Annotated in this window: 14 protein-coding genes; 5 read left to right on the forward strand and 9 right to left on the reverse strand. The window is 64.7% G+C overall.

What is annotated here, in order from left to right:
- Positions 1-14 precede the first annotated feature (14 nt).
- Positions 15-1,154 (reverse strand): tRNA (adenosine(37)-N6)-threonylcarbamoyltransferase complex dimerization subunit type 1 TsaB, encoded by a 1,140-nt coding sequence (gene tsaB / locus AAG821_RS03000; protein ID WP_341910326.1) that lies wholly within the window; start codon positions 1,152-1,154, stop codon positions 15-17.
- Between the two features lie 53 nt (positions 1,155-1,207).
- Between tsaB and ddpX the strand changes: the two genes are divergently transcribed.
- Positions 1,208-1,777: a D-alanyl-D-alanine dipeptidase gene (gene ddpX, locus AAG821_RS03005; protein ID WP_341910325.1), complete on the forward strand. Its 570-nt coding sequence runs from the start codon at positions 1,208-1,210 to the stop codon at positions 1,775-1,777.
- Here the strand turns inward: ddpX and AAG821_RS03010 are convergent.
- Genes AAG821_RS03010 through sppA form a run of 5 tightly spaced genes read right to left on the reverse strand, consistent with a single transcriptional unit; the run spans position 1,714 to position 5,489 of the window.
- Positions 1,714-2,916 carry an FAD-dependent oxidoreductase gene (locus tag AAG821_RS03010; protein ID WP_341910324.1) on the reverse strand — a complete coding sequence of 401 codons (1,203 nt, stop codon included), beginning with the start codon at positions 2,914-2,916 and terminating at the stop codon, positions 1,714-1,716. The two genes, ddpX and AAG821_RS03010, sit on opposite strands and share 64 nt — an antisense overlap.
- Positions 2,913-3,872, reverse strand: a complete 960-nt coding sequence (locus tag AAG821_RS03015; RefSeq protein WP_341910323.1) for an ornithine cyclodeaminase family protein — start codon at positions 3,870-3,872, stop codon at positions 2,913-2,915. Before AAG821_RS03015 ends, AAG821_RS03010 begins: the two co-directional genes overlap by 4 nt.
- A gap of 29 nt (positions 3,873-3,901) precedes the next feature.
- Positions 3,902-4,195 (reverse strand): LapA family protein, encoded by a 294-nt coding sequence (locus tag AAG821_RS03020; protein WP_341910322.1) that lies wholly within the window; start codon positions 4,193-4,195, stop codon positions 3,902-3,904.
- A 20-nt stretch (positions 4,196-4,215) separates the two neighbouring features.
- Entirely contained in the window at positions 4,216-4,521 is a 306-nt protein-coding gene (gene ihfB / locus AAG821_RS03025) for an integration host factor subunit beta (protein WP_341910321.1), read from the reverse strand.
- A gap of 38 nt (positions 4,522-4,559) precedes the next feature.
- Positions 4,560-5,489, reverse strand: a complete 930-nt coding sequence (sppA, locus tag AAG821_RS03030) for a signal peptide peptidase SppA (RefSeq protein ID WP_341910320.1) — start codon at positions 5,487-5,489, stop codon at positions 4,560-4,562.
- Between the two features lie 77 nt (positions 5,490-5,566).
- Between sppA and AAG821_RS03035 the strand changes: the two genes are divergently transcribed.
- Positions 5,567-6,493, forward strand: coding sequence for a hypothetical protein (locus AAG821_RS03035; RefSeq protein WP_341910319.1), 927 nt, complete (start codon positions 5,567-5,569; stop codon positions 6,491-6,493).
- A 2-nt stretch (positions 6,494-6,495) separates the two neighbouring features.
- Here AAG821_RS03035 and AAG821_RS03040 read toward each other — a convergent pair whose 3' ends face one another.
- The gene (locus AAG821_RS03040; protein ID WP_341910318.1) at positions 6,496-7,071 is read right to left on the reverse strand and encodes a PAS domain-containing protein; all 576 of its coding nucleotides are present in this window, start codon (positions 7,069-7,071) and stop codon (positions 6,496-6,498) included.
- 137 nt (positions 7,072-7,208) lie between these two features.
- Positions 7,209-7,739 carry a sigma-70 family RNA polymerase sigma factor gene (locus tag AAG821_RS03045; protein ID WP_341910317.1) on the reverse strand — a complete coding sequence of 177 codons (531 nt, stop codon included), beginning with the start codon at positions 7,737-7,739 and terminating at the stop codon, positions 7,209-7,211.
- Positions 7,740-7,919: 180 nt separating this feature from the next.
- Here AAG821_RS03045 and AAG821_RS03050 point away from each other — a divergent pair, with 180 nt between their 5' ends.
- From AAG821_RS03050 to AAG821_RS03060, 3 genes are read left to right on the forward strand one after another with little or no spacing between them, the layout of a single operon-like run.
- Positions 7,920-8,549 carry an invasion associated locus B family protein gene (locus AAG821_RS03050; RefSeq protein WP_341910316.1) on the forward strand — a complete coding sequence of 210 codons (630 nt, stop codon included), beginning with the start codon at positions 7,920-7,922 and terminating at the stop codon, positions 8,547-8,549.
- Positions 8,550-8,551: 2 nt separating this feature from the next.
- On the forward strand, positions 8,552-9,745 hold the full coding sequence (gene rlmN, locus AAG821_RS03055) for a 23S rRNA (adenine(2503)-C(2))-methyltransferase RlmN (protein WP_341910381.1): 1,194 nt from the start codon (positions 8,552-8,554) through the stop codon (positions 9,743-9,745).
- Positions 9,746-9,748: 3 nt separating this feature from the next.
- Complete coding sequence (locus AAG821_RS03060; RefSeq protein ID WP_341910315.1) at positions 9,749-10,243, forward strand: hypothetical protein; 495 nt, start codon at positions 9,749-9,751, stop codon at positions 10,241-10,243.
- Between the two features lie 6 nt (positions 10,244-10,249).
- On the opposite strand, the gene AAG821_RS03065 is transcribed toward AAG821_RS03060, so the two are convergent.
- Entirely contained in the window at positions 10,250-12,415 is a 2,166-nt protein-coding gene (locus AAG821_RS03065) for a methyl-accepting chemotaxis protein (RefSeq protein WP_341910314.1), read from the reverse strand.
- Positions 12,416-12,474: the final 59 nt, after the last annotated feature.

The following is a 12,474-nucleotide window of genomic DNA, read 5'->3' on the forward strand; positions in this document are numbered from 1 at the left end:
AGCCATGGCCGGTGTCACTTCCGCATCACGATGGCGTCGCGGGCGCCGCCCGCCGCATCGCGGTAATAACCTGACCGGCGACCAACATCGATGAAGCCTGCCGCCGCATACAGCGCCCGAGCGGGTGCATTATCCTCAGCCACCTCGAGAAAGCACTGCTTCGCCCCCAGGCCGGCCATCTTGTCCAGACCGACATTGAGCAGCCGGCGCGCTACGCCGCGCCGCTGCTGCCGCGGATGCACCGCCAGCGTGATGACCTCGGCCTCGTCGGCCGCCTGGCGCAGCAGGATGAAGCCGGCCGGCTGATCCCCATCGGTGATCCCCAGCAGGGCAAGGGCGCCGGGCATGGCCAGCAGTTCGCACAGGTTCGGCTCCGTCCAGGCTTCGCTGCTATGGCCGCTGGCGAAGGCATCGGCATGCAGGGCCGCCAGCACGGCAGCATGCTCGGCACCGACCATGCGGATGTTCAACACCAGCCGGGCAGCCGGCTGCACGACGGATGGCAGGGCAGCGTCCGGCGGACGGATATAGAGCGGTGCCGGCGGCCTGGCCGGCGGCGGACGCGATGCCGCCAGACGCGCCACCAGCACCGGATCAGGATCGGGGGACTGCGGCGACAGGATGAGATCATCGCGCATGCCTGCAGCGGCCTGCAGCAACGCGCTGCCACTGCCGACCAGTACAGTCGGACCGGCCGGCAGGATCGCCGCGGCATCGATAATGCGCAGCAACTGCGGTGCGGTAAGCGCGGCGCCCAGAGCCGAGGGATGGGCCGCGAAGCACTGGATGTACACTTCATCGCGGCGGGCATCGATCACCGCGACAGTGGCATGACCAGGCTGTGCAGCGGCAACGGCCAGCACGTCCGTGGTGGTGATGCCCCAGACCGGCTTGTGCAGGGCCAGCCCCAGGGCGCGCGCCGTGGCCAGCGCGGTGCGGATGCCGGTGAAGGAGCCGGGGCCAACGGTGGCAGCGATCCCGTCCAGATCAGCCAGGTCAATACCGGCCGCAAGACGCGCCTGTTCCAGCAGTGGCAGCAGGCGCTCGGCATTGCCCTTGCCGCCAGCCGAGACCACCCTGGCCAGAATCGCGTCGCCGTCGATCACGGCAACCGAACAGGCATTCAACGCAGTATCGATGCCGAGCAGCTTCACGCCGGCGTGCTCCAATGGTAGGAAAACCAAACTGTCATCCCGGAGTCCACCGCATGTCGCTCGTCGAAATCAAGCCGCCCGCGTTTCCGGTGCTGCTTGACCTGCGCTATGCCACGGCTGACAACCTGACGGGTGCGCCGATCTATCATCGGGCGGCCTGCTTTCTCAACCCGGAAGCCGCCGATCTGCTGCACAAGGCCATCGCGCTGGCGGGCCAGATGCAGCTGCGCCTGAAAGTGTTCGATGCCTTCCGGCCGACGGAAGCCGCCTGGGCGCTGTGGAATCACACGCCGGACCCGACCTTCCTGGCCGATCCGCGCAAGGGCTCGCCGCATTCGCGCGGCGCCGCGGTGGATGTCACGCTGGTGGATGCCGATGGCGAAGACCTCGACATGGGCACCGGCTTCGATGCCTTCACGCCGCTTGCCTTCCACGGCACGCTGGAGATCACACCGGAGCAGCAGGCCAACCGCGCACTGCTGCTCGGCATCATGACCGCTGCCGGGTGGGACTTCTATCGCAATGAATGGTGGCACTACCAGCTGTTCCAGCCGCGCCGCTATCCGCTGCTGTCGGATGCGGCGGCAGGCACACTGCTGATGGCACCGTCTGGCGTGATGTGATCGGCGGTGATCGCCACGCGATCGACATCGCCGGCCAGCCATTGCGCCGTCTTGTCCATCTCGGCTTTTTCCATCAGCACATCGCCGATCAGTTCGCCGACCAGCGGCCCGAACTTGAAGCCATGGCCTGAGGTGCCGCAAAAGGCAAAGCCGCGCGGCCCGAGCTGGCGGAACTGAAATTTCTCGTCCGCCTCCACATCGTAGAAACAGGTTTTTGCCTGAGCCACCTTATACTGGTCCAGATCTGCGATGCGGTGTTTTGCCTTGGCGAGGATCGCCTCGATCTCGTCTTTCCGCGCCTCGCGGTCACTGCCGGGATCGGCGGTTGGGCCGAACGTATGGTCGCCGATCTTCAGCCCCGTGCGCATGCCATCGCGGGTGATGCGCGGCGGCACCAGATAGAAACCCTGGCTCTGGCCGATTTCCAGCAGCATCGGCGCGCCATACCACGCGGCGCCGAGATCGCCCGGCGGCTGCAGATACACGATCACCTGCCGCGATGCCCGCGAGACCGGCGCCAGATCCGGCAGCAACCGCGTGGTCCACGGCCCGGCGGTGACCAGCACGCGATCGGCCTGCAGCACGGTTTTATCTGCCAGCGTGACGCGGCCATGTTCAGCGTCGATACCGACAACCGTTTTTTTGGTCAGCAGCGTCACGCCGCGATCGCGCAGATGCGAGCTCAGGGCCGCGACAATCGCCTCGGCAAACAGCACGCCACCGGAAGGGCAATAGAAGGCATCCTGCAATCCTTCGCCACTCAGCATCGGCCAGCGACCGAGCACAGTCGCCGTATCGAATGGCAGATGCTCGATATCTTCTTCCGCCAGGATCGTCGTGCAGCTCTTGGCCCAGTCATCGCCTGCACCGCTGATCACCAGGGTGCCGGTCTCGGCATAAAGCGTCATCTTGAGATCACGCCAGACACGATCCCAGGCGTGATAGGCATGCCGCACCATGCGCGTGTAGCCGCGCTGCGCCCCATAGGGATAGCGGATCAGGCGATGCTGATCGACGGAAGAGCCCAGCGGATTGGGCAATGCGCCCTGCTCGATCAGAACCACCTCATGACCGGCTTTTTTCAGCGCCCGCGCGGCGCTGAGTCCCATGATGCCGCCGCCGACAATGATGGTCTTCATGCTGTAAGCCCCTGCACCACCAGTTCAGCCGCCGCCAGATCTTCCAGCGCCAGGCCAACCGATTTGAATACGGTGATCTCCCGGTCATCGCGCCGCGCATAGGCATCGGCACGGCACAATGCAAACAGATCGCCGCGCACATCCTCAGGCCGCAGCAGACCATGCTTAAGCGGCACCACCAGATCGCCAGCTTCCTTCAGCGCACCTTCACGGCTATCGACCCAGACGCTGCCGCGCGTCAGCGTAGCATCGTCGGCCTCGCGCATCTCTGGCGTGAAGCCGCCGACCAGATCGACATGGGTGCCTGGCTTCAGCCATTCCCCCAGCACCAGCGGCTGGCGCGACAGCGTGGCGCAGGAAATCGTATCGGCGACGCGGATCGCGGCTTCCAGATCGTCGATCACCGCAATCGCGGCATTGAGATCGGTGAGTTTCGCTGCCGCCTCTTCCGCGCGGGCGCGATTGCGATTCCAGATTTCGATGCGGGTGTAGCTGCGCACGGCACAATGGGCACGGATCAGATGTGGCGCCAGCGAGCCGGCACCGATCATCAGCAGATGACGGGCATCCCGGCGCGCGAGATAGTCAGCGGCCAGCGCCGAGGCGCAGCCGGTGCGACGCAGCGTCAGCGCCACGCCATCAATCACGGCCTTGGGCAGGCCGGTGCGCGCATCCAGCAAAAGATAGGCGCCCGTCACCGAGGGCAGGCCGACCTTGGCATTGTCGGGATAGACGCTGACCGCCTTGATGCCGACATGGCGACCGGGCTGCCAGGCCGGCATCAGCAGCAGCGTGCCGCCGGCACCGCCCGCCCCAATACCCTCTTTGGGGGCGGCGATGTGATAGTGGCTGCGCACCGGCACCTCGCCACCGGCGCGAAAGGCCGCGCGCAGATGGGGAATCAGTTTGCCGTAGGGCAGCGCCGCATGAACGGTGGCGGCATCGATCGAACGCATGTCCGGATTGTCCTAGATGAGGCCTGTGCTTAAACGATAGGCGCTGGCGGCAGCGGTGGCGACTGGCTTGCAGGCGTTTGTTCCGCCTTGCGCTTTTCCGCTTCTGCCCGGTGCCGAGCTGCCGACCATGCGTTCAGCCGGCCGATGATCACGCCGACCACAAGACCGCCAAAAAACACTGCGAAGACCAAGAGATAGAGCGGCAGCTCGATCTCAAACGGCAGCGGGTCGACGCTCACCGTCACCGCATTTTTATTGGCGACGGCAAAAACAATCAAAATGAGGAGAAAAACGGCGCCGATGAAAACGCGCAGAAAGCGCATGCGGCACCTCCATGAAAGATTTATTCGGCGTCGACGGTCTGTTTGCCCGACAGATTCAGCTTCTGGCGCAATTCCTTACCGGTCTTGAAGAAGGGCACGAATTTCTCCTGCACTTCGACGGCCGTGCCCGTGCGCGGGTTACGACCCGTGCGTGCCGGACGACGCTTGACCGAAAAGGCACCGAAACCGCGCAATTCAACACGATCACCACGCGAGAGCGCGTTGGCTATCTCATCGAAGATGGTGCCGACAATGCGCTCGATATCGCGCTGAGTCAGATGCTGATTGCGTTCGGCAAGACGATTGATGAGTTCGGACTTGATCATCGGTTTTCCCTGCGCAGCGGCCGCGGGCCCCTCGTTCTCTACTCAGGGTGCCAAAGGGAAACCAGCCCGTCAAGCCTAAGCCGTTCGGAGAAAAGGCTTTTTCCAAACAGGGTGGCAAAAGTGCGACTCCCCAGCCCATCCAGCATCCCGGCTGGCGGGTCGGGCGGGATGTCCCGGAGCGGCAGGGCGACCGGGATGCCCCGGCTTTCGGCCAGCCAGCTGCGGGCCTCTGTCAGACCGCCCAGGCCATCGATCAGCTTGCTCTGCAGGGCCGCCCGGCCGGAATAGACCCGGCCGTCGGCCAGCTTTGCCACCTCCTCGCGGGGCAGGGCGCGGCGGTTGGCCACCAGGCTGACGAACCAGTCATGGGTCTCGTTGACCATGCCCTGGATCTGGGCCCGGCCCGCCGGGCTCATCGGCCGGGTCGGGTTGGGTTCGGCCTTGAGCGCCCCCGAAGTGATGGTTTCGGCGCTGACGCCGACCTTTTCCATCAGCTTGGAGAATTCCGCGGTCTGGAACAGCACGCCGATCGAGCCGGTGAGCGAGGTTTCCCGCGCCAGCACATGGTCGCCGGCAATGGCGACCATATAGCCGGCCGAGGCGCCCAGGGTGCCGATCACCGAAACCACCGGCTTTTCCGCGGCCACCTTGCGCACCGCCTGGAACAGCGCCTCGCCGCCATAGGTGCTGCCGCCCGGGCTGTTGATATGCAGGATTACGGCCCGCACGCGATCATCCTCGGCGGCCTCTTCCAGCTTTTCCAGCCACCAGTCGTTTTCGGCGATCACCCCGCTGATCTCCAGCCGCGCCACATGGGTCTGATGGCGGGCCAAGAGGTTGCCGGGGTCGAGCCGGTACAGCACGGCCAGGGTGAGAATCAGCAGCGCCAGAACGGCGATCACGCGCCAGCGGGTGACCCGGCGGGCAAGCGCGCGGCGTTCGAGCCAAGCATCGGTATCTGTGGACATGGGCTAAACTTAAGTATCAATGGGGTTTTTGCCAAGGGGTGCGGACAAAACCGGCCAAGCGGGGCTATGGTTCCGTCATGCTCTCCCTCCGGCCCAGCCTCCCGCTGTTTGTCTTTGCCCTGCTGCTGGGCGGCCCCTGGGGTTTGGCGGCGCAGACCCCCATAGGGGGCGAGGCCCCCGGCTATACCGCGCGGATGCTCTCGGCCACACCCATGGATGCTGCGATCCGCCAGCGCCACTGGGCGCCGGGGCTGAACCAGGGCTATGTGCCGCAGGGCCTCAGCTTCGTGCGCGGCACGCTGTTTGTCGGCGCCTATCGCAGCACCGAGGCCCAGACCAACCGCGGCCCGGCAAAAATCTTTGCGGTCGACCCCAGGAACGGTGCCGTGATCGGCGGCTTCGATCTGCCGGCCAGCATCGGCCATGCCGATGGCCTTGCCACCACGCCCGATGGCGGCCTGCTGTTCCTCGCCGATAATGGCCGAGTGCTCTACGCCTTCGACCTTCCCAGATCGTTACAGGCTGGAAACGCCGTTGCGGCCGGCACGCCGCGCACGCTGGAAAAAGACCCCGCGTTGGGCAGCAACTTCCTCAGCTTCGATGGCCGCCTGTTGTGGTTTGGCCGCTACAGTCGCGACGATGGTGCTGCGCGCCTGATCGCCGCCGACCCGGCCGTCATTTTCAATGGCAGCGACCGGCCCTTCCGGGCCGCCGAAGCCGCGCGCAGCCTGCCACTGCCGTTCCATGCGCAGGGCGCCACCTTCGATGCCGCCGGCAACCTGTGGGTCAGCGCCAGCAATGGTACGATGGGCCGGCTGTATCGCCTCGATCCGCAGACTGGCGCGGTGCTGGCCGAGCACACAGCGATGGCCGGCCTGGAAGACCTCGCGCGCGACAGTAATGGATTGCTGTGGGCGGTGGGCGAAGCCGGATCGCAGCGCTGGAACAGCTGGAAGACATTTTTCCCGCTGCTGTTTTCTTTCGATCCGGCAGCACTGAAATAGCCTTACGGCGGATCAAGAAGACCGCGCAACGTGGCCTGCAGCACGCCTTTTTCCAACGCCTCGACCGCGATCTGGCGCTGCTTGGATGGCGGCGGCTGATGACCATCTGAGTGTTCGGCCGTGCTCCAGCTGATCGTGCTCAACACGAAGCCGACCCGCTCGCTGCCGGCTTCTGCCGCCACCGGCAACAGCAGGCGACGCACCCGGCCGCTGCCCTCTTCCATGAAGCGGCGCATGTTGTCGACATACAGCGGCTGCGCCTGCGCAATCACGCTGCCGTAGATCTGCTCGACATACTGCCGGTATTCGGTGTCGCCATACAGCTCGCGGCTGGTCTTGCCGGTGGCATCGCGCCCGAAGCGCTGCACCAGTTCGGTGCCGACCAGGCGAAAGCGGATTTCACCGTCGCGGCCGGTCGGCTCCAGCAGCGCCAGATGCGGCAGCAGGCGCCGCGGCATGTCGAGCGGGTCGATGGCGGCGCGCGGGGGCAGCGGATAGCCACCCCGCTTGGCCGACCAATAGGCCGCCAGGTTGAGCAGGATACGATCGTCGGCGAAAGGGAGAGGAAAACCTGACACGGAACACGAAATCTCAAAGCCGACGGAACGAATCGGGCAACGGTAACATGATCCGAATGTCAGCTAATTTTCATTCCACTTCAATGAGTTGCAACTGTGCGGTGAATGGTTTCAGTCTAAAATATCGTGCAGGGGTGTTATTCTGGTTTTTCGCTGTCTTCGAGCTGGATTTTCAGCTTGGCCAAAGCCAAACGGATGCGTGATTTCACAGTGCCAAGCGGCAGCTGTTCTTTTTCTGCGATGTCGCGATGCGAAAGTTCGGAAAAGAAGGCGAGCTGCAACAGATGAACCTGCTCGGCCGGCAAACGGCTCAGGGCCGCGCGCAAGCGCGTTTCATCGCGCGCCACATCCAGACCCGCATCGGGCTGTGGCGGTGCATCCGGCACCAGGGCCGGATCGTTCGGATCGAATTCTGGCCGTTTTTCGCGGCGCAGCCGATCGATCCGCTTGTTGCGCGCGATGGTGAACAGCCATGTCGCCACGGAAGCCTGCAGCGGATCAAAGCTGGCCGCGCGGCGCCAGGCAATGATCAGACTTTCCTGGGCGAGTTCTTCCGCCACATCCTCGGGCGTGCCCAGGCGCATCAGATAGGCTTTCAGCCGGGGGGCGAAATGGTCGTAGAGCGCGGCGAAGGCAGCACGATCGCCAGCCTCCGCCACGGCTTGCATCAAGCCGGCCTGGCGCTCCCTATCCATAAGTGCATGGTGCTGAATGCCAGCCGATAAGGCAAGGGCACCAAAGGTTTATGCAACAATCCGTGATCGCGACCACAGGCCTGGCGCCGGCCGCCATGATGTCGCCATGAAATCGGGTGGAAATCACGCATCGTCACAGCTATGTTCGCCGCCATGACCGACAAAAAGGCCCACCGACCGGCAGTTTCGCTGCCCGCCTCGCTCCTTCTGTTGCCTGCGCTCGGGCTGTTGCCTGCGCTTGGGCTTGCCCTTGCTTTTGGCATCGGCGCGTCCGATGCCGTGGCGCAGGCGAAGAAAGCCGAGCCGAAAGCCGCTGCCGTGGCCAAGCCGGAAACCAAGCGCATTGGCAGCTTCAGTGGCTGGGATGCCTATGAGCATACCGACAAGGGTGCCAAGCTCTGCTACCTGCATGCCCTGCCGCAGAAGAAAGAGCCGGCCAGCGCCAAGCGCGGCGAGATCTACATCCTGGTGACGCACAAGCCGAAGGAAAAGATCCGCAACGAGGTCAGCATCTATTTCGGCTATGGCCTGAAAGACAGCGTACCGGCCCAGGCCGTGATCGGCCCCACCACGGTGGAAATGTTCACCCACCAGGAAGCCGCCTGGGCTGCTGATGCCAGTGTCGACCAGAAGCTGGTCGATGCCCTGCGCAAGGGCAAGACGCTGGTGGTGAAAGGCGAGAGCGCCCGCGGCACCAAGACCACCGATACCTATGACCTGGGCGGCTTCGGCCAGGCCCTGCAGGCGATCGACAAGGCCTGCGGCATGCCGGCAACGTCGTGACCATGTCTGCCGCCATTCATCCCGATGTGGGCGTGCGCGACCGTGCACCGCAGCCGGAGTCTGGCCGCACCGAACTGCTGGGCCTGACGCGGGCTGAAATTGCCGCCGCCCTGGTGGCCGCCGGCGAGGCCGAAAAATCGGCCAAGATGCGGGCCGGCCAGCTGTGGCACTGGATCTATTATCGCGGCAGCCGCGACTTCGCCGAAATGACCACGCTGTCGAAAGAGCTGCGCGAGCGATTGGCGGTCCGGTTCAGCGTTGGCCGCCCGGTGGCCAGCAAAGACCTGAAGAGCACCGATGGCACGCGCAAATGGCTGCTGAAATTCGCCGATGGCGAAGAAGCCGAATGCGTGCATATCCCGGAAGATGACCGCGGCGCGCTCTGCGTCTCCAGCCAGGTCGGCTGCACGCTGACCTGCCGCTTCTGCCACACCGGCACTATGAAGCTGGTGCGCAACCTGAATGCCGCCGAGATTGTGGGCCAGGTGATGCTGGCCCGTGACCATCTGGAAGAATGGCCCTCGCCCCCGGATGGCCGCATGCTGTCCAATATCGTGATGATGGGCATGGGCGAGCCGCTGTACAACTTCGACAGCGTTGCCAAGGCGCTGAAGATCGTGATGGATAACGAGGGCATCGCCATCTCGAAGCGCCGCATCACGCTCTCCACTGCCGGCGTGGTGCCGATGATCCCGCGCTGCGGCGCCGAGCTGGGCGTCAATCTCGCCATCAGCCTGCATGCCGTGCGCGACGACATCCGCGACGTGATCGTGCCGATCAACAAGAAATACCCGATCAAGGATCTGATGGCCGCCTGCGCCGCCTATCCGGGCCTGAGCAACGCGCGCCGCATCACCTTCGAATATGTGATGCTGAAGGGCATCAACGACAGCCCGGCCGATGCCAGGGAACTGGTGCGGCTGCTGAAGGGCGTGCCGGCCAAGGTCAACCTGATCCCGTTCAATCCGTGGCCGGGTGCGCCGTATGAATGCTCCAGCAACGAAGCGATCCGCAAGTTCAGCGACATCGTGTTCAATGCCGGCTATTCCTCGCCGGTGCGCACCCCGCGCGGTCGCGACATCATGGCCGCCTGCGGCCAGCTGAAATCCGACAGCGTGAAACGCAGCAAAGCCGATATCCTGCGCGAACAGGCCGCCAAGGAGGCGGCTGCCGCCAGCGCCGCGCTGCCGGCCTGATCCATGCCTGCGATGCCGCGCCGTGCCATCCTGTCTGCCTCCGGCCTCGCCGTTGCATTGGCCGTCGCGTTGCCCACCATGGCGCAGCAGTTGCTCGGCCCCAACCTGGCACCGCCGCCTTCAGCAGCCATCGCCGCACCTGTCGCGCCACTGACCACCATCGCCCGCACCACGACTGATGACCGCCTGGCCTTCAACGCGACGGAAAGCTGGCTGATCCCACATTATTTCGAGCAGGTGCGCGAAAAGCAGAAGCGCGCCGCGCGCAGCAAGAAATACGAGCGTGCCCTGCCCGAAGGCATCCGCGCCAATCCGGCGAAGGGCGAGCTGCTGCCGCTCACGGTTCTGGCACAGCTTGACCGCCTGCCCGGCCCGCTGCAGCGCGAACTGCCGCCCAACCGGCCCGATACCGATCGCGTGGTGGTTGGCAAAAATGTGCTGATGGTGCGCCGTTCGACCGGCGAAGTGCTCGATATCCTGCCCAATATTCTGCACTAGGCGCGTTCAGCGCCGGAAGAAGCCGACCAAGTCTGCCAGCTCGGTGGACTGATGCGCCAGGGCCTGGGCCGAGGCGGTGGTTTCCTCCACCAAAGCCGCATTGCGCTGCGTGGTCTCATCCATCTGCGCCATTGCCGTGCTGACCTGCTCCAGGCCAGTGGCCTGCTCGCGGCTGGCGGCGGCAATCTCGGCAATGATATCCGACACGCTGCGGATCGCGGCATTCACCTCGCCCAGCGCACCGCCGGCCTGTTCCACCAGGGCGGCGCCGCTGCGCACATGGCCGTTCGAGGTTTCGATCAGGCTTTTGATCTCTTTGGCCGCATTGGCCGAGCGCTGCGCCAACGCCCGCACCTCATGTGCCACCACGGCAAACCCCTTGCCCGCTTCGCCGGCGCGCGCCGCTTCGACCGAGGCATTCAACGCCAGCAGGTTGGTCTGGAAGGCGATTTCGTTCATCACCGCGATGATGTCGCCGATCTTGCCCGCACTCGCCTCGATCTTCTGCATGGCGGCGATCACGCCCTGCACCACCTCGCCACTCGCCGCCGCCTTGTCGCGTGCGGTATGGCTTAAGGCATCGGCCCGGGTGGCATGATCGGCATTCTGCTTCACCGTGCTGGTGATCTGCTGCATGGTCGCCGCCGTCTCTTCCAGCGCCGCGGCCTGGCTTTCGCTGCGCTGGGCAAGGTCGAGACTGCCTGACGAGATTTCCGCCGACGCGGTCTTCACTGCCACGGCGCTCTCGGCCAGGCGGCCCGAGAAATCGCCCAGCAGACCGGCCATGCCATTGGTGCTGTCTTTCAGCTGGCCGAACAGGCCGGCATAGTCGCCCTGCACCTGCCGCGTCAGATCGCCACTGCCTAGTGCCGCCATCACTAGCGCCATCTCATCCATCATGCGCTGCAGGATTTCGGCAAAGCGGTTGAGCTGCCGGCTGAGATCGAGGAAGAAGCCGCTCTTGCCCTCCTGCGACAGCCGGCTGCCGAGATCGCCAGCCAGCAGGCGGTTGACCAGATCTGTGACCTCGGCGGCCGAGACGCGTTCACGTGATTCGGCTTCGGCGCGCCTGAGCTGTTCGCCATCGCGCACCACCTGGCGGTCGCGTGAATTTTTGCGCCGTGCCGTCATACCGCGCTGCCAGTCACGCCAGTCCTGCTGCAACTGTCGCAGCCGCGCACCGCCGCCGGCCAGCATGCCGAAGGTGGCAATCACCGGCAAACCAAGCATCAGGCAAAAGCCGAACACACTGGCAAGACGGTCCGGTTTCTGCGCCAGCAGGTCACTGCAGGTGCTGCGCAGATCCTCGGCCACCCGGTCGCGCACGCGCACGATCTGGTCGATGCGCTGGGTGGTGATCTGGAACCAGTGCGGAGCGGCAATCCCACCGGTGGAATTGCCGTGCGCATAACCGTCGTAAATGGCGGCACGCAGCTGCGATACCTCGGCAAAGACCGGGCCGGCGCAGACCTCGTCGAAAAATGTCGCCTGCGGCTTCGCAGCATGGGATTTGAAGACCGTGAAATCGGCCTCCTGCAGAAAGCCCAAGCTCATCAGGCGCTGGAACACCGCCAGCTCAAACTTGCCGGCTGCCAGCGCCCCCGACCCGGTGGCGCGTTCCTGGGCCGATTTCTCCAGGCCTTCCAACAGCGCGAGATAGGCATCCAGGCCGCGGGCAATCGTCATGTTCTGCAGCATGTAACCCAGGCTGCGCACACTGTCCAAAGCCTGGCGGATCGGCGCGGTCCAGTTGGCAAAGGATTCCTGCGTGGTGAAGGCGAGCTGGTCGATGTGCGTGCGCGCCTGTCGCGCGGTATCCAGCGTCTGGCTCAAGACCGCACCGGCGGCCATCAGATCCTGCAACGCCGCGAAGCCGCGACAGTCATCGAGCGCGGCGCGCAGAGCCAGCACCTTCTGGTCGACGCCGGTGCGCGCGGCCTGCAGCTGCTCGCGGAATTCCTTGCCGCGACTGCCGAGAAACAATGCGCTGGAACCACGCTCGCGCTGCAGGTCATGGCACAAGGCACCGACGGCGATGGCATAGGCGATGGCCTTGGCCGCGGCCGGTGCCTCAGCCGTCAGCTGCCGGGCTTCAAACATCTGGCTGGCGGCATATCCGATGAAACCCAGTACGGAAAGACGACGCGACCTGCTGCGAACACCATCGGACATACACGCACCTCTATCGCTTTTTGCGATGCTGCAATCCTGTGATTGCTGACTAAAATCAA

The organism is Ferrovibrio terrae, assembly GCF_943372915.1.
Taxonomy (GTDB): Bacteria; Pseudomonadota; Alphaproteobacteria; order Ferrovibrionales; family Ferrovibrionaceae; genus Ferrovibrio; species Ferrovibrio terrae_A.